At 68.7% G+C, this 23,488-nt stretch carries 17 protein-coding genes; 10 read left to right on the top strand and 7 right to left on the bottom strand.

All coding sequences use genetic code 11. The annotated features are described in order from the left end of the window. Nucleotides 1-41: 41 nt before the first annotated feature. The gene (locus GVL05_RS08000; RefSeq protein ID WP_235035903.1) at nt 42-2,501 is read left to right on the top strand and encodes a glycoside hydrolase family 3 protein; all 2,460 of its coding nucleotides are present in this window, start codon (nt 42-44) and stop codon (nt 2,499-2,501) included. 447 nt (nt 2,502-2,948) lie between these two features. On the opposite strand, the gene GVL05_RS07995 is transcribed toward GVL05_RS08000, so the two are convergent. Further along, nucleotides 2,949-3,965, bottom strand: a complete 1,017-nt coding sequence (locus GVL05_RS07995) for an LLM class flavin-dependent oxidoreductase (RefSeq protein ID WP_159572696.1) — start codon at nt 3,963-3,965, stop codon at nt 2,949-2,951. Between the two features lie 87 nt (nt 3,966-4,052). Between GVL05_RS07995 and GVL05_RS07990 the strand changes: the two genes are divergently transcribed. Both GVL05_RS07990 and GVL05_RS07985 read left to right on the top strand, forming a co-directional pair. After that, complete coding sequence (locus GVL05_RS07990; RefSeq protein ID WP_159572694.1) at nt 4,053-6,677, top strand: RNA helicase; 2,625 nt, start codon at nt 4,053-4,055, stop codon at nt 6,675-6,677. After that, a complete protein-coding gene (locus tag GVL05_RS07985; protein ID WP_159572692.1) occupies nt 6,677-7,189 on the top strand; it encodes a GNAT family N-acetyltransferase in 513 nt (170 codons plus the stop codon). The genes GVL05_RS07990 and GVL05_RS07985 overlap by 1 nt, the downstream gene beginning before the upstream one ends. A gap of 31 nt (nt 7,190-7,220) precedes the next feature. On the opposite strand, the gene GVL05_RS07980 is transcribed toward GVL05_RS07985, so the two are convergent. From GVL05_RS07980 to GVL05_RS07970, 3 genes are all read right to left on the bottom strand, one after another. Then, complete coding sequence (locus GVL05_RS07980) at nt 7,221-8,258, bottom strand: NAD-dependent epimerase/dehydratase family protein (protein WP_159572690.1); 1,038 nt, start codon at nt 8,256-8,258, stop codon at nt 7,221-7,223. Between the two features lie 86 nt (nt 8,259-8,344). After that, a complete protein-coding gene (locus GVL05_RS07975; RefSeq protein WP_123294960.1) occupies nt 8,345-8,866 on the bottom strand; it encodes a ribonuclease H in 522 nt (173 codons plus the stop codon). Between the two features lie 70 nt (nt 8,867-8,936). After that, complete coding sequence (locus GVL05_RS07970; protein WP_159572688.1) at nt 8,937-9,767, bottom strand: hypothetical protein; 831 nt, start codon at nt 9,765-9,767, stop codon at nt 8,937-8,939. Between the two features lie 105 nt (nt 9,768-9,872). Between GVL05_RS07970 and GVL05_RS07965 the strand changes: the two genes are divergently transcribed. Next, nucleotides 9,873-10,124, top strand: coding sequence for a hypothetical protein (locus GVL05_RS07965; protein ID WP_123294958.1), 252 nt, complete (start codon nt 9,873-9,875; stop codon nt 10,122-10,124). Here the strand turns inward: GVL05_RS07965 and GVL05_RS07960 are convergent. The 3 genes from GVL05_RS07960 to GVL05_RS07950 all read right to left on the bottom strand — a co-directional run bounded on the left by GVL05_RS07960 (nt 10,121) and on the right by GVL05_RS07950 (nt 12,973). After that, nucleotides 10,121-10,693 carry a hypothetical protein gene (locus GVL05_RS07960; RefSeq protein WP_159572684.1) on the bottom strand — a complete coding sequence of 191 codons (573 nt, stop codon included), beginning with the start codon at nt 10,691-10,693 and terminating at the stop codon, nt 10,121-10,123. The two genes, GVL05_RS07965 and GVL05_RS07960, sit on opposite strands and share 4 nt — an antisense overlap. Before the next feature lie 51 nt (nt 10,694-10,744). Then, nucleotides 10,745-11,563 carry an aldo/keto reductase gene (locus GVL05_RS07955; protein WP_159572682.1) on the bottom strand — a complete coding sequence of 273 codons (819 nt, stop codon included), beginning with the start codon at nt 11,561-11,563 and terminating at the stop codon, nt 10,745-10,747. A 204-nt stretch (nt 11,564-11,767) separates the two neighbouring features. Continuing rightward, on the bottom strand, nt 11,768-12,973 hold the full coding sequence (locus GVL05_RS07950) for an MFS transporter (protein ID WP_123294955.1): 1,206 nt from the start codon (nt 12,971-12,973) through the stop codon (nt 11,768-11,770). Nucleotides 12,974-13,306: 333 nt separating this feature from the next. On the opposite strand from GVL05_RS07950, the gene nrdH reads away from it, so the two are divergent. From nrdH to GVL05_RS07920, 6 genes are all read left to right on the top strand, one after another. Beyond that, nucleotides 13,307-13,540: a glutaredoxin-like protein NrdH gene (nrdH, locus tag GVL05_RS07945; protein WP_017886897.1), complete on the top strand. Its 234-nt coding sequence runs from the start codon at nt 13,307-13,309 to the stop codon at nt 13,538-13,540. Nucleotides 13,541-13,650: 110 nt separating this feature from the next. Then, nucleotides 13,651-14,067, top strand: coding sequence for a class Ib ribonucleoside-diphosphate reductase assembly flavoprotein NrdI (gene nrdI, locus GVL05_RS07940; protein WP_131921385.1), 417 nt, complete (start codon nt 13,651-13,653; stop codon nt 14,065-14,067). Between the two features lie 17 nt (nt 14,068-14,084). Further along, the gene (gene nrdE / locus GVL05_RS07935; protein ID WP_134194811.1) at nt 14,085-16,190 is read left to right on the top strand and encodes a class 1b ribonucleoside-diphosphate reductase subunit alpha; all 2,106 of its coding nucleotides are present in this window, start codon (nt 14,085-14,087) and stop codon (nt 16,188-16,190) included. A gap of 94 nt (nt 16,191-16,284) precedes the next feature. Continuing rightward, complete coding sequence (gene nrdF / locus GVL05_RS07930; protein WP_111086559.1) at nt 16,285-17,286, top strand: class 1b ribonucleoside-diphosphate reductase subunit beta; 1,002 nt, start codon at nt 16,285-16,287, stop codon at nt 17,284-17,286. Between the two features lie 460 nt (nt 17,287-17,746). Beyond that, entirely contained in the window at nt 17,747-22,927 is a 5,181-nt protein-coding gene (locus GVL05_RS07925; RefSeq protein ID WP_159572680.1) for a DUF6531 domain-containing protein, read from the top strand. Beyond that, nucleotides 22,924-23,361, top strand: a complete 438-nt coding sequence (locus tag GVL05_RS07920; protein ID WP_131847151.1) for a hypothetical protein — start codon at nt 22,924-22,926, stop codon at nt 23,359-23,361. Before GVL05_RS07925 ends, GVL05_RS07920 begins: the two co-directional genes overlap by 4 nt. The last annotated feature ends 127 nt before the right edge of the window (nt 23,362-23,488 follow it).

Here is a 23,488-nt window from a genome sequence, read left to right as displayed (position 1 = left end):
TCCCCAGGCTCTGAACGAAAGGACCGACCACCGTGACTACCGTGAACGACGTGACAACTGCCTCCAGTACGGCCGAGCGCATCGACGCGCTCGTCGACCAGCTGACCACCGACGAGAAGGTGCAGCTCCTGACCGGGCGCGACTTCTGGACCACCTGGCCCATCGAGAAGATCGGGCTGCGCCGGATCCTGATGTCGGACGGCCCCTCGGGCGTCCGTGGTGAGGTCTGGGACGAACGCGACCCGTCGCTGAACCTGCCCTCGGCGACCGCGCTGTCGGCGTCATGGGACCGTGCGATCGCGAAGCGCTACGGCGCCGCAGCAGCCGTCGAGGCACGCCGCAAGGGCGTCGACGTCGTCCTCGGCCCGACCATCAACCTGCACCGCTCGCCGCTCGGCGGCCGGCACTTCGAGGCGTTCAGCGAGGACCCGGTCCTGACCGGTGACCTGGCTGCGTCGTACGTCGACGGTGTGCAGGAGAACGGCGTGGCCGCGACCCCGAAGCACTACATCGCGAACGACTACGAGACCGACCGCTTCACCGCGTCGACCGAGGTCTCCGACCGGGCCCTGCGCGAGCTGTACCTGCTCGCGTTCGAGAAGGCCGTGACCGAGGCACACGCCTGGGCGATCATGTCGTCGTACAACTCCATCAACGGCGTCACCGCGTCGGAGCACGACCTGCTCGAGACGCCGCTGAGCTCGGAGTGGGGCTTCGACGGCATCGTCGTGTCCGACTGGACCGGCGTGCGCTCGGTCGACTCGGCGAAGGCGTCGCAGGACGTCGCGATGCCCGGACCGAACCAGTGGTGGAGCGAGGGCCCGCTGCTCGCCGCCGTGCAGTCCGGTGCGGTGCCGATCGAGGCGATCGACCGCAAGGTCCGCCGCATCCTGACCCTCGCCGCCCGCGTCGGCGCACTCGAGGGCTTCGAGCCCGTGGCCGCGCAGCCGGTGCACGTCGAGGACGGCGTCGCCTTCGTCCGCGAAGCCGAGGCCGAGGGCACCGTCCTCGTCCGCAACACCGGCGTGCTGCCGCTCGACGCGCCCGCCGTCTCCCGCATCGCCGTCATCGGCCACAACGCCGACCAGGCCCGCACGCAGGGTGGTGGCTCGGCCACGGTCGTGCCGTCGCAGGTCGTCTCGCCGCTCGACGGGATCCGCTCGGCGTTCCCGGGCGCCACGGTCGACTACGCGATCGGTGCCGTCGTGCAGGAGGGCATCGCGGAGTTCCCGCTGTCCACCATCACGAACCCCGGCACCGGCGAGCCCGGCGCCCGCGTCGCCTTCGTCAAGGACGGCGAGGAGCTGTACGTCGAGGACCGCCGCGCCACGGCACTGTTCTGGTTCGGCGGCGACGCCCCCACGCGTGAGGCCGACCGGCTCGACATCACCACGACCTACACCGCTCCGTCCACCGGCACCGTGCGGATCGGCATCGGTGCGGCCGGCCGGTCGCGGATGTGGATCGACGGCGAGCTCGTGCTCGACGAGGACGTGCCCTTCGAGGGCGACCAGCTCGGCGCGGCGTTCCTCAACCCGCCGGCACGTTCGGTGCCGGTGTCGGTGACCTCCGGACAGCAGGTCGCGATCCGCATCGAGTACGACGTCATCCAGGACGAGACCCTCGGCGGGGTGCTCGCGTACCAGTTCGGCACCGAGCCGTCCGACGAGGACCCGTCGGTGCTCATCGATGCCGCAGTCGAGGCTGCCCGCACGGCTGACGTCGCCGTGGTGGTCGTCGGCACGAACTCGAAGGTCGAGTCCGAGGGGTACGACCGCTCGTCGCTCGCGCTGCCCGGCCGCCAGGACGACCTGGTGCGTGCGGTCGTGGCGGCGAACCCGAACACGGTCGTCGTCGTGAACGCCGGCTCGCCCGTGGAGATGCCGTGGCGGAACGACGTCGCCGCGGTCCTGCTCACCTGGTTCGGTGGGCAGGAGTACGGCAACGCGCTCGCCGACGTCCTGACCGGCGCGCAGGAGCCCGGCGGCCGTCTGCCCACCACCTGGCCGGTCTCGATGGCGGACGTGCCCGTGCTCGACGTCACCCCCGTCGACGGCAAGGTGTCGTACGACGAGGGCGTCCACATCGGGTACCGTGCCTGGCTCCGTGCCGGCACCACGCCGGCGTACCCGTTCGGGCACGGCCTCGGCTACACCTCGTGGACCATCGACGGCGTCGTCGCGACGCCGACCGTGTCCGAGGGCGACGCGGTCATCGTCACGGCGACGGTCGCGAACACCGGACCGCGCGCCGGCAAGCACGTCGTGCAGGTCTACGCCTCGCGGGAGTCCTCGGCGGTGGACCGTCCGGTGCGCTGGCTCGTCGGGTTCGCCCCGGTCCGCCTCGGCGCGGGGGAGTCGACCGAGGTCTCGATCGAGGTGCCGGCCCGGGCGTTCGCGCACTGGGACGGAGCCTGGCAGTACGAGCCCGGCGCCTTCACGCTGCACGTCGGAGCCTCGGTCACCGACGAGTCCGGGACCGCGGCCCTCGAACTGGTCTGACCAGTTCGTCCGGTTTCCGCGCACCGACGACGCCTGTTGAGTAACATCGATGTGCGCCAGTCGGCTGGTTACCGTCGGCGCACGCACCGACTACGGGGTCGCTGGTTGTGCGAATCAGCCTCCTGATCCGGCTGACGATGCCCCAGCTTCCCCGGTGCGTCCAGAATGCGTCCCCGCGTCCGCGCGGGGGCGCATTCGTCCGTTCCGACGGTTCCCGCCCGGAACGGCTTCGGCCAACCGGTTGACGGACTTCGTGCAATCCGGGCAAAACGGGTGACGGATGGTCAACTTTCTCGTCCTGAGGGCACACCTCAGTGTGACAAACCGCTCGGTAGGTGGAACGATGGTCCCACCATCCCGTGCGGATCAGGGACGAGATGGTCATCCGGCAGGGCTCTCGAGCCTCACCGACTCGATCTGAGCCCCGCCGGATGTCCTGATCCGTTCTCAGGCCCGCAGTGCCGGCGCGATCTCCTCGGCGACGATGCGCAGGATCCGCTCGTGGGCGGCCACGTCCCCGTTCGCGGGCAGGGTGATCACGAGCTCGTCCGTCGCGGTGACGGCGGGGTCGGCGAGCAGGGCGTCGACGATGGCGGCCGGCTCGCCGGACAGGACCTTGCTGAACCGGAACGGCGGACCGGAGAGCGGTCGGCCCTCGTCGTCCATGCCCGAGGCGTACCCGGTCAGGAACTCCTCGTGGACCGCGCGGTCGTGGTCGTCGAGCAACGGCACGACGATGCGGCCCACCGCGACCTTCGCCGTGCGGCCGGTGCCGCCGTGCAGCTCAGTGAACCGCTCCCGGTACGCCGCGATCTGGTCGGCCTGCGCCTGGGCGAAGGGTGCACCGGTGTCCTCGGTGTTCAGGGTCGAGCAGTGCAGGAGCAGCCCCTTCTCGGCCGTGCGCACCGCGGTGCCCATGCTGCCGCCGCCCCACCACACGCGGTCGCGCAGGCCGGGGCTGAGCGGCTGCAGGGTCAGGTCCGCACCGGCCGGGATGCTCTCGTAGCCAGAGCCGGCGCTGCCGAGTGCGTCGCCGTCGAGCACCTCGAGCAGTCGGGCGGCCCGGGCCTCGGCCTCGTCGCGGAACGAGCGGTCGACGGAGCCGAACACCGGGTCGAGGATCGGCCCGTACCCGGCGATGCCCGTGCTGATGCCGAGCTGCACGCGCCCACCGCTCAGCAGGTCGACCGTGCTGGCGTCCTCGGCGAGGCGCACCGGGTCCTCGTAGCGCATGCCGAGCACCGCGGTGCCGAACGCGATGGTGCTCGTGCGCTGGGCTGCGGCGGCGAAGAACGTCATCGGGCTCGTCAGGAAGGGCTCGAAGTGGCGACCGCGGACCCAGCCCGTGCCGTAGCCGAGGGTCTCGGCCGTCTCGAACAGCCGCAGACCGTCCTGCAGGGCGCTCGCCGCACCCGCAGTGCCGCCGTGGTTCGGGACGAAGGTGAGGAAGCCGAGTTCGTGCATGACGCGAGTCTATGCGCGCGTATGGAGCCGGGCCTCCCGGTCGTCCGTACCGACCACCTCGTCACCGCAGCCTGGGAGGATGGGGACATGACCGACGTCACCACCGTGCCCCCGCTCGTCGCCGCGATCCCGGCGGCGGTGGACGGCGTCGTCGACGCCGACGAGGTCTACGAGGCCTTCGCGGCCTGGGCCGAGGAGGGTGGCCGGCCGTTGTACCCGGCGCAGGACGAAGCGGTCATCGAGCTCGTGTCCGGCGCGAACGTCGTGCTGAGCACCCCGACCGGCACCGGCAAGTCGCTCGTCGCGGCCGGCGCGCACTTCGCCGCGCTCGCCGAGGGCAAGCGGAGCTACTACACGGCACCGATCAAGGCGCTCGTCTCCGAGAAGTTCTTCCAGCTCGTCGAGCTGTTCGGCGCGCAGAACGTCGGCATGGTCACCGGCGACTCCAGCGTGAACGGCGACGCCCCCATCGTCTGCTGCACGGCCGAGATCCTGGCGAACCTGGCCCTGCGCGAAGGTCCGGACGCCGACGTCGACGTCGTGGTGATGGACGAGTTCCACTTCTACGGCGACCCCGACCGCGGCTGGGCGTGGCAGGTGCCGCTGCTCGTGCTCGAGCGCGCGCAGTTCCTGCTCATGTCGGCCACCCTCGGCGACGTCACCACCATCGCCGACGACCTGTCCCGACGCACCGGTCGACCCACCGCCCGCGTGACCGGCGTCAGCCGACCGGTGCCGCTCGAGTACGAGTACGTGATGACGCCCGTGCAGGAGACCGTCGAACGGCTGCTGGAGGAGGGCAAGGCGCCGATCTACATCGTGCACTTCGCCCAGGCGGCCGCGCTCGAACGGGCACAGTCGCTCATGTCGGCGAAGGTCGCCTCGCGCGAGCGGCGCGATGCCATCGCCGATGCCATCGCCGGGTTCCGGTTCAGCGCCGGATTCGGACAGACCCTGTCCCGCCTGATCCGCGCCGGCATCGGCGTGCACCACGCCGGCATGCTCCCCAAGTACCGACGGCTCGTCGAGCAGCTCGCACAGCGCGGGCTGCTGCCCGTCATCTGCGGCACCGACACCCTGGGGGTCGGCATCAACGTGCCGATCCGCTCCGTGCTGTTCACCGGGCTGACGAAGTTCGACGGCACGAAGATGCGGCAGCTGTCCGCACGCGAGTTCCACCAGATCGCCGGCCGTGCCGGACGTGCCGGGTACGACACCGAGGGTGACGTCGTCGCCGAGGCCCCCGAGCACGACATCGAGAACGCCCGTGCGGTCGCCAAGGCCGGGGACGACCAGAAGAAGAAGAGCAAGATCAAGCGGAAGAAGGCACCGGAGGGGTTCGTGTCCTGGGGGCAGGCCTCGTTCGACCGGCTCATCGGCGCCGAACCGGAACCCATGGTGTCGCGCATGCGCATCACGCACGCGATGGTGCTGTCCGTGGTGGCCCGCGGCGGTTCGGCGTTCGACGAGGTGCGCTCGCTGGTGTTCGACAACCACGAACCGCGTGCCCGCCAGCTCGCGATGGCCCGGCGTGCGCTCGTCATCGCCCGGACCCTCATCAACGCGCAGGTCATCGAGCGGGTGCCGGGGCCTCCGGTCTCCTACCGGCTCACCGTCGACCTGCAGTCGAACTTCGCCCTCAACCAGCCCCTGTCCCCGTTCGCGCTCGCCGCGTTCGAGCTGCTCGACCCTGCTTCTCCGACCTACGCGCTGGACATGGTCTCGATCGTCGAGGCGACACTGGACGACCCGCGGGCGATCCTGTCGCAGCAGCAGTTCAAGGAGCGCGGCGAAGAGGTCGCCCGCATGAAGCGCGAGGGCATCGAGTACGAGGAGCGGATGGAGCTGCTCGAGGAGGTCACCTGGCCTCGCCCGCTGTCCGAGCTGTTGGAGGCGGCGTACGAGACGTACGCGGCTGAGCAGCCCTGGGTCCTCGACTTCCAGCTCTCGCCCAAGGCCGTCGTCCGTGACATGTACGAGCGCGCGATGACCTTCGGCGACTTCGTGCGGTTCTACCAGCTCACCCGGTCCGAGGGGCTCGTGCTCCGGTACCTGTCCGACGCCTACCGGACCATGCGGCAGACCATCACCGAGGAACAGCGGAACCAGGAGCTCGACGACCTGATCGAGTGGCTCGGCGAGGTCGTCCGGCAGACCGACTCCTCGCTCGTCGACGAGTGGGAAGCGCTGCTCAACGGCGACGTGCTGCTCGCCCTCGCCGAAGAGCAGGAGATCGCGCCGCCGCAGCCGGCACGGCTCACCGGCAACGTGCGGGCCTTCACCGTGCTCGTGCGGAACGCACTGTTCCAGCGGGTGCTGCTCGCCGCGCGGGACGACGTCGACGGACTCGGGGCGCTCGACGCCGCGGCCGGGTTCGACGGCGACGCGTGGGACGCGGTGCTCGAGGAGTACTACGAGGAGCACGACACCATCGGCACCGATGCCGAGGCGCGGTCGATGTCCTACCTGGTGCTCGACCAGGCGGGGGCGACGGGTGCCGGGGCGACGGGTGTGGGGGCGTCCGGCTCTGGGGCTGCAGGCTCGGCGCGCGTGTGGCGTGCACGGCAGATCTTCGCGGACCCGTCAGGCGACAAGGACTTCGGGTTCTCGGCGACGATCGACCTCGACGCCTCGGACGAAGCCGGCGAGGCCGTGGTCCGGGTCACCGAGATCGGTCGGTTCGACGGGTGGGCCGACGTGGACGTCGACTGATGCCGGCCGGTGCCGGTTCGTTCGTCGTGCGAGCGCTCGGTGCGGACGACGTCGACGCGCTGCAGGTGCTGCTCGAGACCGTGCCGGACTACGCCGAGCGGATCACCGGGTACCCGCCGGGGCCGTCCGACGGGCTGAGCGCACTCGTGTCGGTGCCGGACGGCTTCGACCCGGCGGGCAAGCACGGGATCGGGCTGTGGGACCGCGACTCGCTCGTGGCGTTCGCGGACGTGCTGCTCGGCTACCCAGCGCCGACCACGGCGTACATCGGGCTGCTCGTCGTCCGTGGGGATCGGCAGGGTTCCGGCCTCGGACGAGTCCTGCACGAGGCCGTCGTGTCCCTGGCAGCTGACGCCCGCGCCGACCGACTACAACTGGGGATCGTGGCGACGAACGCGGCCGGTGCCGAGCCGTTCTGGCGGGCGCTCGGGTACGCACCGACAGGGGAGCGGAAGCCGTACCGGTACGACGGGCTCGAGAGCACGGTGGCGCTGTGGGAGCGGGCGGTCTGATCCTCGTGGGTCAGGGGTGGAGCAGGGTTGGTCAGGGGTGGACCAGGCCCTTCGCCACCTGGCTCCGGGCCGCCGCCACGATCGCCTCGTGCGGATCACGAGGGGTCCAGCCGAGCACGGTGCGGGCCCGCTCGTTCGAGGTGCGCTTGGCGTAGCCGAGGTCGGGCACCATCGCACGGAACTGCGGCTGGGTCTCGGCCGCGGTCCGTACGACGTCGTCGGGCAGCGTCTGCGTCGGGACTGCCCGGGCGTCGTCACCGAGGTGGTCGCGCAGGGTGGCGGCGATCTCGGCCATCTCGAGCGCGGGACCGTTCGACAGCAGGAACCGCTTGCCCGCTGCATCCGGGGCGGTCGTCGCGGTGACGTGCGCCGCGGCGACGTCACGCACGTCGACGACGGGGATGAACAGCCGCGGGGTCGCGGGCATCGCTCCGGAGAGCATGGACTGCAGGATGTGGTTCGCACCGGACACCGCGTGCCCCATTGCCGGGCCCATCACCGCGACCGGCATCGTCGTGACGAGCTCCGGCGCACCGGGCTCGGACGCGACGAAGCCCCACGCGGCCCGTTCGGCGAGGGTCTTGCTCTTCCCGTAGGCGTCGACTCCGGGCCCGTCGAGCACCGTCCAGTCGGCCTCGGCGAACACGTGGTCGGAGTGCGGGTGGCCCCAGCTGACCGCGTGGAAGGCCGAGGTCAGCACGACGCGATCGACTCCGGCCGTGTGTGCGGCGCGCAGCACCCGCAGTGTCCCCTCCACCGCCGGACGGATCACGGTGTCCTCGTCCTCGACGTGGCCGGGCATCACCGGCGAGGCGACGTGGTGCACGACGTCGATGTCCGCGACCGCCTGGGCCCATCCGTCATCGGACGTCAGGTCGGCGGCGACGAACTCCAGCCGGTCGTCGGCGGTCAGGCCGGCCTCGGCGAGGACCGCACGGACCTCGGGTGCACGGTCGAGGGACCGGATCGTGGTGCGGACGCGGTGCCCGGCGTCGAGCAGCTGCAGGATCAGGTGGCCGGCGATGAAGCCGGAGCCGCCGGTGACCAGGACGTGTTCGGTGTTCTCCATGCGCCCAGCATCGTCTCGGGGTCGGATGCGGACCAGTGCCTCGGTGTTCCTGGGTCTCCGAGACCCAGGCTGACCGAGCTCGTCGGTCAGAAGAGCGTGGCCGGCGGGGTCGCCTCGGGCAGTGCGGACGGCTCGGTGACCTCGACGCCGGGCCAGCCCGGACCGTGCGGCACGTCGGTGTGGTTCTGGTACGCGGTGGCCGCACCACGGGCGCGGACGTCGGCGGCCTCGTTCATCTCGTGGCCGACGTGCCCGCGGACCCACTCGAACGTCACCTTGCGGCCCTGCAGCTCGGCGTCGAGCTCCTTGATGATCTCGACGTTCATGACCGGCTTGCCGTCGGCCTTGCGCCAGTTCTTCCGCTTCCACCCGGCGAGCCACTCGGTGCAGGCCTTGATGGCGTACTGGCTGTCGCACAGGATGTGCAGCGGCTCGCCGGAGTCCTTCGTCGCGCGGAGCAACTGCAGGACGGCCGTGAGCTCGCCGATGTTGTTCGTTGCCCGGGGCCAGCCACCGGCGGCCCAGCGGTCGTCGTCGACGTACCAGGCCCAGCCAGCGGGGCCGGGGTTGCCGAGGGCTGAGCCGTCTGCTGCGGCGACGATCGTCACGAGGGGACCTCCTGGTCGGGGCTGGTGCCCGTCGAGCGTAACGGACGGTCGAGTGCCGTCCGCGCCGAGGTCAGCGGCGTGCGGGATCGAGGTTCAGCGTGCTGCCCTCGAGCAACCAGTCGTCGGCGCGGGTCTCCATGTACGGGTTCAGCCACTGCACCTCGGCCGGCGTGATGCCGAACCGCTGTGCGACCGTGGTCAGCTCGTCGCCGTGCGCCACCAGGTAGCCGGCCGGTCGTCCATCGGCGCCCGTGACGATGCCGTACGCCCCCGGTCGGTCCTTGCCCACGGTGATGCGCAGGTCCGGGTAGGGGTTCGGGATCTTCCACTCCAGGGCGCCGGCGGCCAGCACCGATCCGACCCACGGGCGTTTCGACGGGTCTTCGTCCGGCACTGAGGCGGGGACGAGGACGACGCTGCGCAAGTAGTCCGGTCGTGCACCGGCGTCGTTCATGACCACGGTCTTCGGCGGCCCGGAGGCGGCGGTCCACTCGGTCGTGTCCCGCGCCGAGGCGTCACCGCCATCGAGCGGGCTGGCGGTCCGGTGCCGGAACTGCAGGCTCATCTGCTGCGGGTTGGTCGTGCGGTAGCGGGACAGCTGCGCGGTGAACGTACCCTCGTCGTTCGCCACGATGCGCACGTGGATGCTCGTGTCACCGCTCGGGGACGTGACGTCGGTCTCCGCCGCGACCGTGCCCGTGGGCAGGACCTGCTCGACCTCGTCCGGTTCCCCTTCGACCTGCTCGGTCGTGAGCGTCGGATCCGGGATCGGCTCAGCCGTGCGCTCGGCCGCCTGTCGGGTCGGCTTCGGCAGGGTGTCGTCCCCGCCGAACGCCGTGCAGCCCGTCAGCAGCAGCCCCACCATCGCCGTACCGATGACCGCGCTCGCCGCGGTCCGCATCCGTGTCATCGTTCCCCCACGACAGCGAGCGTATCGCCGGTGTCCGGCCCGATCGACGGCCGTGACCGAACTGGTACTCGGGGCACACGGACTACCGTCCGGGTCATGAGCGACAGCATCCCGGAGACGCCGGATCCCGACTCGACCGACACTGCGTACAGCCCGTCGAGCGAGCGGGAGACCGAGGCGTCGCAGACCGACCAGCGCAGCGACGCCGAACTCGAGGCGGACGGCATCGACACGTCCAAGATCACCGCCGCACCGGGAACGGGAGGCGCGGACGACGCCGGCGACGTGGAACCCGCACCGGGCGATCTGCACCTGCCGTGGCAGTCGGAAGAAGACCGCCGGGGCTAGCGGGACACCCGGTCGAGTTCGCGGACGAGTTCCTCGCCGTCGCGGACGTCCCAGAAGGCGAACACCTGCGGTCCGAACAGCCCGTCGAGTCCGGTGTTCGCGTAGATCTTGGCGGTCGCTCCGCCGGCGAAGAACGCCGCCACTCCGCTCGGATCGCCGGTGTTCCACTCCACCGAACAGTGTCGTCGCCCCCCGGTCCAGGCGATGGTGCGATCGGTGCGTCCCACCGGAACCTCGCGTGTGGTGTTCGGCGTGATGATCAGTGCGCGGCGGTCGGTGACGGCGTACACGGTCGTGCGCTTGCGGTGGGCCTTCACGATGAAGCGCCCGAACACAAGGTGCAGGCCGACCAGTGACAAGACGATCGGGATGATCGCGCCCACGCCGAGGTACCCGTTCCGCACGACGTCGGCCACTGCGAACAGGACGAAGCCGGTCCAGAACAGGGAGAACGGGACGAGGAAGCCGTCCCGCCCCGTGAAGAGCTTCGCCGGGTCGCTCGTGCCGGCCCAGTACAGGTGCTCGTCGGGCCCGAGGTGCTCACGTGCGGTCTGCTGAGGATCGTTCACCCCGAAGAACCTACGCCGTCACGCGAGCACCACGTCACGACGGCGCTACCGTCACGACACCGAGTCGGGGTGTGAGCCCGTCCGCTGCCCGGACTCGAGCGTCGCGATCGCCGCGAGGTCGTCGTCGCTGAGCACGAAACCGTCGACGTCGAGGTTCGACCGGATCCGCGACGGCGTCACCGACTTCGGCAGCACCACGACCCCCTGCTGCATGTTCCACCGCACGAGGACCTGCGCGACGCTCACCCCGTGTGCGTCAGCGATGCCGGTGAGGACCGGTTCGTCGATCAGCCGACCGCGACCGAGTGGTGACCACGCTCCGGTGACGATGTCGTGCTGCTGGTGGAACTCCATGAGCTCGCGCTGCGGGAGCCACGGGTGCCGCTCGACCTGGTTGAGCGCCGGGACCTCGCCCGTCTCGTCGATGAGCCGCTGCAGGTGCGGCACCTGGAAGTTCGAGACGCCGATGCTCCGCGCCCGGCCGGAGTCGCGCAGCTCGACGAGTGCGCGCCAGGTGTCGACGTAGCGGTCGTTCGCCGCGGCCGGCCAGTGGATCAGGTACAGGTCGACCGCGTCGAGCCCCAGCCGCTCGAGGCTGCCGTCGAACGCACGCAGGGTCGCGTCGCGCCCCTGGTGGTCGTTCCACACCTTGGTCGTCACGAAGACGTCGTCACGGTCGAGCCCGGAGGCCCGGATCGCCTTGCCGACGCCGGTCTCGTTGCCGTACATCTCGGCCGTGTCGACGTGGCGGTAGCCGGCGTCGAGCGCGAGACCGACCGCCGTCTCGGCCTCGGTGTCGTCGACCTTGTAGACGCCGAACCCGATCGCGGGGATCGCGGCGCCGTCACGCAGGGGAAGTGAACTGACCATGCACCCATCCTGCCGGTGCGTGGCGGGCGCGCGCCGGGCCTCCCGGCCATCTGTGGAGAACGCGAGCCGCTCGTGGGAAGCACGTTCCTTCCCATGTCGGCCGCGATGGTAAATGCAATCGGGCGTACCTGGTCAGAACTTTCGACCAGGTACGCCCGATTCGACCAAGTACGCCGCCGAAAGCCCGCGCCGCGCGCCGCGCGCTCAGGTCGGCAGGACCACCGGCTCGGTGTCGGGGATGGGGCTGGCGTCACGGCCGCGCAGGTCGGGCAGCCAGCGCTTGGCGCCGAGCGCGACGACGACGCCCACCCCGGCCATGACCGCACCGACCGTGAAGCCGCCCACCGGGCCACTGCTGTCGATCAGGAAGCCGGCGACCGCGGACCCGCCGGCGGCACCGATGAGCTGACCGGTCCCCATCCAGCCGTAGGCCTCGGCAGTGTCGGAGAACTTGACGGTGGCGGAGACCGAACCGAACATCACCGCGAGTGCCGGCGCGATGCCGATGCCCGCGATCACGAGGGCGAGGCAGAGCCACCAGAAGTTCGTGCCGCCCAGGGCGAGCGCGAGACCGACGAAGACGATCGCCATGCGCGTCCACAGGGTGTTGGGGGAGATCGGACGGTGGCCGAAGGCCAGGCCGCCGAACAGGGACCCGACCGCGAAGACGGCCAGGACGATGCCGGCGTTCGGGCTGCCCTCGCCGAAGACGCTCGTGACGCTGGCCTCGACCGCGGCGCACGCCCCGATGAGCAGCAGACCGGTCAGGGTGGCGACGACGACCGACGGTCGTTTCAGCACCACGCCGAACGCGCGCTTCGAGCGGGGGATGCGGACGCGGCCGAGCTCGGGTGAGGCGATGAACCAGATGCCGCCGACCACCAGGAAGACCATGGCGACGACGATCGCCTCGACCGTGCCGACCTGGGTCGCGACGAAGGTGGTGATGACCGGGCCGGCGACCCAGATCAGTTCTTGGGCGCTGGCGTCGAGCGAGAACAAGGGGGTGAGCTGCGACGAGGTCACCATCTTGGGGTAGATGGTGCGGACCGCCGGCTGCACGGGCGGAACCGCGAGACCGCCGAGGAACCCGACCACCACGTAGCCCCAGAGCGGCATGAGGACGAACCCGATGACCCCCATGCTGACGAGCGCGACGATGCTCGTCAGGATGAGGACGGGGCGCATGCCCCAGCTGCCCATCCAACGGCTGGTGAGCGGGCCGGCCAGCGCCTGCCCGACACTCGTCGTCGCGAGCACCAGGCCGGCGGCGCCGTAGGAGTGGAAGACGTGCTCGACGTGCAGCAGGTAGGCCAGCGAGAGCATCCCGAACGGGAAGCGCGCGGTGAGCTGTGCAGCGATGACACGACCCACGCCGGGGGTCTTCAGGAGGGGGCCGTACGTGCTCACGAGACGAGTGTACGGACCGGACGGATCGGGGTGTCACCCGTCCGGGGGAGGTGTGGAGGAGGTCCTCGTCGACACCGTTCTCAGACACGCCGACGGGAGGTGTCGAGAACTTCCGTCCACAGCTTGTGGAGAGTGTCGGTGGTGGGTGCGAGAGTGGCGGAAAACCGGGCCTCCGGGAATCCACAGTCTGTGGATCGGGTTGTGGAAACTACAGGCGTGTAACACTTTCTCTTGTGGTCGACGGGTCCGCCGGGCACAACATGTAGTAGCGTCGTCCTCAGCACCGCACACGAACTTCGGACCTGGAATCAGGCCCAGAAACCAGGGGAGAACATGGCCGTCACCGTCTACACCAAGCCGTCCTGCGTCCAGTGCACAGCGACGTACCGGGCCCTCGACAACAAGGGCATCGAGTACGAAGTGCACGACGTCTCCACCGACGAGGCAGCCCTCGAACACGTCAAGAGCCTGGGCTACATGCAGGCCCCCGTCGTCGTCACGGACGACGACCACTGGTCGGGCTTCCGCCCCGACAAGATCGCGACGCTCAGCGCCGAACTGGCGTAGTCGCCTCCCGTCCTGTGGACGGTCACCCCGGACCCGCTCAGGAGGCCCGGATCGCCGCCCACAGGACACCCCCGGTCCGTCTGTCCGCACCTTCCACCGAGGAGCGCGCCATGAGCCGATTGGTCTACTTCTCGAGCGTGTCCGGGTACACCGCGCGCTTCGTCGAGAAGCTCGGCCGCGACGCGGACCGGATCCCGCTCTACCCGAGCGAACCCTTCCTCCACGTGGACGAGCCCTACGTCCTGTTCCTGCCCACCTACGGTGGCGGCAACGGCGATGGTGCGGTCCCCAAGCAGGTCATCAAGTTCCTCAACGACGCGCACAACCGCTCGCTCATCCGCGGTGTGGTCGTCGGCGGCAACACGAACTTCGGCGAGGCCTACGGCCTGGCCGGGGACGTCATCGCGCGGAAGTGCAACGTCCCCCTTCTCTACCGGTTTGAACTCTTCGGGACCCCTGACGACGTGTCGGCGGTCAACACAGGATTGGATGCATTTTGGACGCAGCAGTTGCAGACGTCGATCTGACGTCGCCGCAGACGGGGATGGACTACCACTCCCTCAACGCGATGCTCAACCTCTACGACGCGGACGGGAACATCCAGTTCGACAAGGATCGTGAGGCCGCCAAGCAGTTCTTCCTGCAGCACGTCAACCAGAACACCGTCTTCTTCCACAACCTGAAGGAGCGGCTCGACTACCTGGTCGAGAACGAGTACTACGAAAAAGCGACGATCGACATGTACTCGCTGGACTTCATCCAGCGACTCAACGACCTGGCGTACTCGAAGAAGTTCCGGTTCCAGACGTTCCTCGGCGCGTTCAAGTACTACACGAGCTACACGCTCAAGACGTTCGACGGCAAGCGCTACCTCGAGCGCTTCGAGGACCGCGTCGTCATGACCGCCCTCGGCCTGGCCCAGGGCAACGAGCAGCTCGCGATCGACCTCGTCGAAGAGATCGTCGCCGGCCGCTTCCAGCCCGCCACCCCGACGTTCCTCAACACGGCGAAGGCCCAGCGCGGCGAACTCGTCTCCTGCTTCCTGCTGCGCATCGAAGACAACATGGAGTCGATCTCGCGCGGGATCAACTCGTCGCTGCAGCTCTCGAAGCGCGGCGGCGGCGTGGCCCTGCTCCTCTCCAACATCCGTGAGGCCGGCGCCCCGATCAAGCAGATCGAGAACCAGTCCTCGGGCATCATCCCCGTGATGAAGCTGCTGGAAGACTCCTTCTCCTACGCGAACCAGCTCGGTGCGCGTCAGGGTGCCGGCGCGGTCTACCTCAGCGCCCACCACCCGGACATCATGAAGTTCCTCGACACCAAGCGCGAGAACGCCGACGAGAAGATCCGCATCAAGACGCTGTCCCTCGGCGTCGTCGTGCCGGACATCACGTTCGAGCTCGCGAAGAACAACGAGGACATGTACCTGTTCTCGCCGTACGACGTCGAGAAGGTCTACGGCGTCCCCTTCGGCGACGTCCCGATCTCCGAGAACTACCGCGCGATGGTCGACGACTCGCGCATCAAGAAGACGAAGATCAAGGCGCGTGACTTCTTCACGACCATCGCCGAGATCCAGTTCGAGTCCGGCTACCCGTACATCGTGTTCGAGGACACGGTGAACAAGGCCAACCCGATCAAGGGTCGGATCAACATGTCCAACCTGTGCTCCGAGATCCTGCAGGTCAACACCCCGACGACCTTCAACGAGGACCTGTCCTACAAGGAGATCGGCAAGGACATCTCCTGCAACCTCGGCTCGCTGAACATCGCGCTGACGATGGACTCGCCCGACTTCGGCAAGACCATCGAGACGGCCATCCGCGGCCTGACCTCGGTCTCGCAGATGTCGCACATCACCTCGGTGCGTTCCGTCGAGGACGGCAACGACAAGTCGCACGCCATCGGCCTCGGCCAGATGAACCTGCACGGCTACCTCGCTCGTGAGCGCGTCTACTACGGCTCCGAAGAGGGCATCGACTTCACGAACATCTACTTCTACACGGTGCTGTTCCACGCCCTGCGCGCCTCGAACAACATCGCCATCGAGACCGGCGAGACCTTCGACGGGTTCCGCGACTCGAAGTACGCGTCGGGTGAGTTCTTCGACAAGTACACCGACCAGGCGTGGACCCCCGCGACCGCTCGTGTCGCCTCGCTGTTCGACAACGCGAACATCACGATCCCGACGCAGGAGGACTGGGCCGCACTGAAGGCCTCGGTCCAGGAGCACGGCATCTACAACCAGAACCTGCAGGCAGTCCCGCCGACCGGTTCGATCTCGTACATCAACCACTCGACGTCGTCGATCCACCCGATCGCGTCGAAGATCGAGATCCGCAAGGAAGGCAAGCTCGGCCGCGTCTACTACCCGGCGCCGTTCATGACGAACGACAACCTGGACTACTACCAGGACGCGTACGAGATCGGTGCCGAGAAGATCATCGACACGTACGCCGCGGCGACGCAGCACGTGGACCAGGGCCTGTCCCTGACGCTGTTCTTCAAGGACACCGCCACCACGCGTGACATCAACAAGGCCCAGATCTACGCATGGCGCAAGGGCATCAAGACGATCTACTACATCCGTCTGCGCCAGCTCGCCCTCGAGGGCACCGAGGTCGAGGGCTGCGTCAGCTGCATGCTGTAGAGCTGCTGCTCTCTTCCTGGAGGCGCGGGGCGGGCCCCGCCCCGCGCCTCCAGTCCGTCATCAGATCACCATCTCGAATCCGGAAGACAATCCCATGACCCTCACCGACCCGGTCCACGCCACGGGCAAGTCCATCCCGCTGATCAGTTCGGTCAGTGCCATCAACTGGAACCGCATCCAGGACGACAAGGACGTCGAGGTCTGGAACCGGCTGGTCAACAACTTCTGGCTGCCCGAGAAGGTGCCGCTGTCGAACGACGTGCAGTCGTGGAACACGCTGACGCCGGCGGAGCAGCAGCTCACGATGCGGGTCTTCACCGGCCTGACGCTGCTCGACACCATCCAGGGCACCGTCGGCGCGATCAGCCTGATCCCCGACGCGATCACCCCGCACGAAGAAGCCGTCTACACGAACATCGCGTTCATGGAGTCGGTGCACGCGAAGAGCTACTCGTCGATCTTCTCGACGCTGGCCTCGACGCCCGAGATCGACGACGCCTTCCGCTGGTCCACCGAGAACGTGAACCTGCAGAAGAAGGCCCAGATCGTCCTCGACTACTACACCGGTGACGACCCCCTGAAGCGCAAGGTCGCCTCGACGCTGCTCGAGTCGTTCCTGTTCTACTCCGGCTTCTACCTGCCGATGTACTGGTCCTCGCGCGCCAAGCTCACCAACACGGCCGACCTGATCCGCCTGATCATCCGCGACGAAGCCGTCCATGGGTACTACATCGGGTACAAGTTCCAGAAGGGCCTCGAGGGCGCTTCCGAAGAGCGCAAGCAGGAGATCAAGGACTACACGTTCAACCTGCTGTTCGAGCTCTACGAGAACGAGGTGCAGTACACGCAGGACCTCTACGACCAGGTCGGGCTGACCGAGGACGTCAAGAAGTTCCTGCACTACAACGCCAACAAGGCGCTGATGAACCTGGGCTACGAGCCGATGTTCCCCAAGGAGACGACGGACGTGAACCCGGCGATCCTGTCGGCCCTGTCGCCGAACGCGGACGAGAACCACGACTTCTTCTCGGGGTCGGGGTCGTCGTACGTCATCGGCAAGGCGGAGAAGACCGAGGACGAGGACTGGGACTTCTGATCTCGCTCTGACTCGTGGGGACGCCCCGCTGGCTTCTGCCGGCGGGGCGTCGTCGTTCGCCGGACCGCACTGACGTGTCCGGTCAGCGGGTGGCGGTGGTCGGCGCGGACTCGACGAGGGCGGCGACCTCCTTGGGCCGTGCGTTCTGGTCGTCCATCGAATGCACCCTCGGTCGAGTCCGAGTTCCCCTCGGGGCGATTGGACGGCGCTGTCATCCGGGGCCCGCCCGCAGGCGACGTTGACTGCGCCCGCAGATCTGATGCGCCTGGGCGGAGCAGGCCCTGTCCTGGTGATTCGATGTCGGAGCGGGCCGATTCGTGTGTGCGGTAGCAGGCCAGAGAGATGCTTGGTCCGCTCGCTCGCTCGCTCGGGCTGGCTCCGTGGGGGACCAGCGACACGGGCGACGAGCCTGCGTTAGGTTCGACTGAGACAACACCGCTTTCCATGGGGGGACACAACGGTGACTGGAACGACAGACCTGACCGCGTACGCACTGCCGGACCTGACGTACGACTTCTCCGCGGCCGACGACCTCGCACGACAGTGCGACCTGGCGAAGACTACGGTGGAGCTCCAATCGCCGTCGCGCGCGGCGCTCGTCACGCTGGCCGGCACCGACTTCGCAGGCGGTTTCGCGGAGACCTTCCGGTCGAACGCGCAGATCGCCCAGGAGGACGCGCGCGAGCTCACCACGAAGCTCGGCGAGGTCGCGAGCGGCATCCGTGCGCTCAGCGATGCCGCGCGGGCGGAGAACACCCGCCGGCGCGAGGCCCGGGCCTGGCGCGACCGCGTGATGGCCCGCCGGACTGACCTCGTCGACAGTACTTGGGACCAGATTTTCGGTGAAGAACCCCCGCCGAGCAGTGGCAAGGTCGACGTTCCGGCCTTCCCGAGTACGAGCTACACGGCGCGTACCAGGAGCACGCCGACGCCGGGTGCCGGTCCGGGAACCGGGGGAAGTGTCTCGTCCGCGCGACCAGACCGCCTCCGGGCGTTCGCCTCCGGATCCGCCTCACTGAACGGCAGCCTGCAGGCGCTCCCGGGGCGGATCGCGGCTGCCCTGGCGGCCTTCACCCAGGGGTGCGACTTCGGCCGAGTTGACCTGTCGACGCTCCTCGCGGGCTTCCGGGCCTGGTCGACCGCAAATGAAGGCGACGTGGACTGGGCGAACACGATCGCAGCTGCCTTCGAAGCAGCCGGGGCGAGCGGAGACGTCGTCTCGCTGAACGACACTTCGCTCCTGGCCGCGCTACTGGCGGCGGGGGTGGGCAGGACGCGGACCGACCTCGACTTCGGCGCCCCGTCGTTGCTCGGCGCGGTCCCCACCAGTGGCTTCGCAGCCGACCCCGTGAACACGGCGACCGGCAACTTCGTCGAGCTGGAGCGTGACCTCTCCTTCGCCGGAGGCGCTGAGGGCTTCGAGCTCACGCGGTTGTACAACTCGTTCGACCTCGTCGCTGGTTCTTTCGGTCGCGGGTGGTCCTCAGTCCTCGACAAGCGCCTCGAGGTCCTCGCCGACCATGTTGAGTTGGTGCACGATGACGGCCGACGGAGCACTTTCCCGACCCGGGGCGACATCGCGGTTCGTGCCGTCGGAGAGAACCTGTGGCTGGCACCAGAACCCGACCCGACGGCGGGTTCGACGGTTGACCGTGAGGTGGTCCTCGTCGTCCGTGACAACGCCGGCTCCTGGTGGTCGTTCACATCCCGAGGGGTGTGGATCGCCGCCGGTACCGGGACCGCGGCGACCACCAAGGCCGTGCGGGACGGCGACGACAGGCTCGTGCGGCTCCAGCACCGACGCGGGCGGTTCATCGACTTCCTTCACCGCGACGGGCTGGTCCGTTCGGCGCGCTCCTCCGACGGACGCACGGTCACGTACGACTACGCCGACGACGGTGCACTCAGGTCGGTGACGGGTCCCGGCGGAACGCGGACGTACACATGGGAGGACGGCGGTCGCATCGAGCGGGTGACGGCGGCGGACGGCGTCGTCGAGTGTGCGAACATCTACGACCAGCACGGTCGTGTGCTCCTGCAGACGACTCCGCAAGGCCGCACGATCCGGTTCGCGTACCTTCCCGGACGGGTCACGTCCGTCGCCGATGAGGACGGCACACAGTCGAACACGTGGACATCCGATCGCCACGGTCGCGTGGTCGCAATCACCGACGCGGATGGTCGACGACAGTCGTTGAGCCACGACGAGCACGGGAACCTCGTGGCCTCGACCGCTCGTGACGGATCAGTCGCGGTGCACGAGTACGACGACCGCGGGCGCCTCACCCGCACCGTCGCAGCGGACGGGACCGACACGGTCGTCGCCCACGACGATCACGACCGCGTGCATCGCATCGAGCGCGACGGTCGAAGCGTCTCGTTCACGTACGCCGACCCCTCGGCGACGTACCCCTCGCTCGTCGTCGACGAACGAGGCGCTCGCTTCACGATGAACTGGGTCGATGACCTGCTCGTCCGCGTCGAGGACCCTGAGGGCGTCGTGCTGATGTACGAGTACGACGTTTCGGGTGACCTCGTCGCTGTCACGGACGCGCTGGGCGGGACGACCCTGTACACGCGGGACCACGTTGGTCAAGTGATCACGACCACCACTCCCCTGGGACACCGGACGCGCTTCGAACGTGACGCCGCCGGCCTCGTGACGTCCTGTGAAGCCCCAGACGGTTCCGTGTGGACGTTCGAACGCGACGCGGGGGGTCGTGTCATCTCGGTCGCCGATCCGGTGGGCGGGCAGACAACATACGAGTACGGAACCGGGGGCAGCGTCACGCGCGCCACGGATCCGCTCGGACGGGCGAGCGACGTTCGGTACGACAATCTGGGCAACCTGCACGAGATCCTCCTGCCGGACGGTACTCACTGGAAGATGCTCCACGACGCGCTCTCGCGACTGCGCGAGGTGACGGATCCGGCAGGTGGGCGATGGCTCCGGGAGTATGACGCCGTCGGGCGCCCGACGGCACGGATCGATCCCGCAGGCGTCCGCTCTGTCGTCGAGCAGACAGATCGTCCTGCGGCAGTACCGTTCTTGGACCTCGACCTCGCGGGCCGCGTAGTCGCCGGTACGTCTCCGCTCGGTGACCGTACGACCATCGAGTACGATGTCTGCGGTCGGCTCTCGGCGTGGACCGATGCAGACGGTGGCAGGACGATGCTCGGATACGATGCGGACTCGCGGATTGTGGAACGCATCGAGCCCTCGGGTGCCGTCACCACGTTCGAATACGACGCCTGTTCACGGCTGGTTGCGGAACGAGTGCCCGGCATCGGGACGACGCGGTACGGTCACGACCCTGCCGGGCGTCTGGTCACTGTCGACGACTCACCGAACGGTCGCCGGACGATCACCCGGGACATTGCCGGGCAGGCGGTCGCGGTCGACGACGCGCTCGGGCACTCCACGACCTTCCACCGGGACGTCCTCGGGCGGGTCACGCAGATGGTCGGGCCCTCCGGCGGGCGCACGCTGAACACCTGGACCGGGCTCGGTGACATGGCGTCGACGACCGACCCGATGAGCCGCGCCGTGACGTGGACTCGGGACGCAGCCGGCCGACCGACGGCCCGCACGAATCCCGATGGCCACACGACCACGTGGACCCACGACCCAGCAGGGCGGCTGACCGAGGTCCGTCAGGACGGCCGACTCGTTGCGGCAGTCGCGCGGGACGAGTCCGGCCGATCGATCACGATCACCGACAGGACTCACCCCGACGGCGAGCAGACCGAGCACCGGCTGGAGTACGGCGCCCGGCACGAACTACTCCGGCGCACGACGACTCGTGCCGGGCGGAGCATGACGACCGGATGGGAGTACGACGCCGCTGGCAACCAGCGCGCGATAACCACGCCGGACGGCGTCAGGACCGAGTACGACCGTGGTCGTGCAGGCATCCTGACCGGCATGAGGCGGCCCGACTTCCCCGACGCCTCGTTCCGGTACGACGGTGACGGCCGGCTGACCGAGGTCGTCGCCGGGTCCGTGGGTCAGTCGTGGCAGTACCGCGATGGCTTCGTCGTCGGGCATGTGTCAGACGGGCGGAAGACCACGCTCGAGCGCGACAGCCGAGGGCGCGTCGCTGCCGTGCGCGATCCGGACGGGATGACCGTGACGTACGAGTACGACGAGGCGTCGCAGTTGGTTGCCGCGACCGGGACGACCGCGTCGACCTGGACCTACGATCGCTCCGGCCGGATGGTCGAGGAGCGAGACGCATTCGTGAACACCTCGTACCTGCACGACGCCACCGGAGCGCTCCTGCAAACCGAAAGCCGAGGCGACGGGACCGCGGTCGTCCGGTTCGAGTACGACAGCTCAGGCAGGCGTGTCCTCGCCGCAACCGACGACGGCACCACCACGTACGTGTGGGACGAGCTCGGTCAGCTCCGCACAGTCGTGCGTGCAGACGGGGTGGGCGTGAAGCGCTCCGACCTGTGGGTCAACGCTCTCGGTGAACTCGCCGAGGTCAACGGCACGACGCTTTGCTGGGATCCGACGGCACCCGTGCCCACCCTGCTGGCGATCGGTGACGTTCCGATCGTCACCGCGCCCGGGATGCTCGGCGTCGACGGGAGCTGGATCACCTCGGGGTGGCGTCGTTCTCGCTCCGCGCAGCTACACGACCCGTGGTTCTCGACCGACGTCGCGACGTCACCGCGCCTCCCGGACGGCATCGAGGTCAGTCCGACCGGCACCGTCCTGGTCGGTGGACTCGAGCTGAGCGGAGCACGAGCGTACGATCCGTCGGTACGGTCGTTCCTGTCCCCAGATCCCCTGCCCCCGGTGGCGGGTGCGGCCTGGGCCGACAACCCGTACGCCTTCTCTGGCAACGACCCGGTCAACCAGACCGACCCGACCGGACTCCGACCGATCACGGACGCGGAACTCGCGGCGTACGGAGCCGGCCGACAGGGCTTGCTCGGGATCTCGTACCACTTGTCGAACAACGGCGCCTTCTCGATGGACGGGGACCTGCACGCCTCGCACGCCTTGTCATGGCTGCTCGGCATGTCGCTCCTCGACCCACGCATGCCGGGCCCAGGCGTCGTCCTCGGCGCGCTCAGTCCGCTCCCGCTGGTCGGTATCCCTGTCGGCATGGCAGCGGACTTCTACGCCGGGACCGTCCTGACGAGTGGGCAGGGTGAGATGCTCTTCGGGTGGGCGACGGGCACGTCACCTCGGACGTTGCTCTACGGATCGGACAGCAAGATGACGCAGGTCGTGAGGAACGAGCTGCCGGGTGACCAGCGCAGGGACATCCTCGACGATCTGAAGGACACGGGCGTCGCGACCGGGTACGGCTACCAGGCGGGACCCGCGTCGTTGACGAACCAGAACCTCCTCCGGGACATCCGCACGGTTGTCACCTGGCCGGTGGCGTCTGAACGGGATCGCACGCTCTTGGCCCTCGGGACGTACGACGTTGACGCGAAGGTCGTGTCGAAGGGCGACGACGGAACCACCGTGGTCGAGTACACGGCGACGAACGAGACCACGCTCGGCTCCGCCCTGCGGATTCCCGGGCTCGACTACGACGCGTTGAACCGAGCCGCTGGAGACCACGGTCCGTTCTCGCGGGTGACGGAGCGGTTCACGTGGACGGAGAAGGTGAAGTTGTGACTAGACACCTGGCGGGCGTCGCGACCTCGATCGCGGTGCTGGCGATGTTGTTGACCGGTTGCGCCGTCACGGCACAGCCCGAGCCGCAGGACTACGCCGGCACTTGGGTGCTCGAGGGTGCGGACGGCGACGGAGCGGCGGAGTTCACCGTGTCGGCGGATCGAACGTTCACGGCGCGCAACATCCCGATCGACCTCGCGTGCCGGACCAGGAACGCTGCGACGAGCCCTCCGGGCTGCGCGGGCGGCGGGGACTCGGCGAGCTTCTCCGGACGCTGGAAGGTGGCCGACGGGGACTCGACCGGCATTCGGTTCTACTTCGATGACCGCTTCGTGCGCCAGGGTTACTCGACCAACGGCGGACTCGGTTTCTACGTCGGATCACTCGATGTGCCGCGTCCCGACTACCTCTTCGTCCGTTCGTCATCGGACTGACCGGAAGCCTCTCACGCAGCCCGTCCGGTCACTGTCCCGAAGCACTCGACTCGCTCGCGCAGATCGTCGCAGACGGGAAAATGGGGCCATGACCGTCCTGACTCGCACACGTCTGCGCGGCGCCGTC

Source organism: Curtobacterium sp. 18060, from assembly GCF_902706105.1.
GTDB lineage: Bacteria > Actinomycetota > Actinomycetes > Actinomycetales > Microbacteriaceae > Curtobacterium.
This window is presented reverse-complemented; position numbering and strand designations above follow the sequence as displayed.

Bases quoted from the DNA above. Each gene is read 5' to 3' on its own strand.
- nrdF (WP_111086559.1), top strand. From the start codon at position 16,285: ATGACCCTCACCGACCCGGTCCACGCCACGGGCAAGTCCATCCCGCTG.
- GVL05_RS07965 (WP_123294958.1), top strand. From the start codon at position 9,873: ATGAGCGACAGCATCCCGGAGACGCCGGATCCCGACTCGACCGACACT.
- GVL05_RS07995 (WP_159572696.1), bottom strand. From the start codon at position 3,965: ATGCACGAACTCGGCTTCCTCACCTTCGTCCCGAACCACGGCGGCACT.
- nrdH (WP_017886897.1), top strand. From the start codon at position 13,307: ATGGCCGTCACCGTCTACACCAAGCCGTCCTGCGTCCAGTGCACAGCG.
- nrdI (WP_131921385.1), top strand. From the start codon at position 13,651: ATGAGCCGATTGGTCTACTTCTCGAGCGTGTCCGGGTACACCGCGCGC.
- GVL05_RS07955 (WP_159572682.1), bottom strand. From the start codon at position 11,563: ATGGTCAGTTCACTTCCCCTGCGTGACGGCGCCGCGATCCCCGCGATC.
- nrdE (WP_134194811.1), top strand. From the start codon at position 14,085: ATGGACTACCACTCCCTCAACGCGATGCTCAACCTCTACGACGCGGAC.
- GVL05_RS07985 (WP_159572692.1), top strand. From the start codon at position 6,677: ATGCCGGCCGGTGCCGGTTCGTTCGTCGTGCGAGCGCTCGGTGCGGAC.
- GVL05_RS07990 (WP_159572694.1), top strand. From the start codon at position 4,053: ATGACCGACGTCACCACCGTGCCCCCGCTCGTCGCCGCGATCCCGGCG.
- GVL05_RS07980 (WP_159572690.1), bottom strand. From the start codon at position 8,258: ATGGAGAACACCGAACACGTCCTGGTCACCGGCGGCTCCGGCTTCATC.
- GVL05_RS07970 (WP_159572688.1), bottom strand. From the start codon at position 9,767: ATGCGGACCGCGGCGAGCGCGGTCATCGGTACGGCGATGGTGGGGCTG.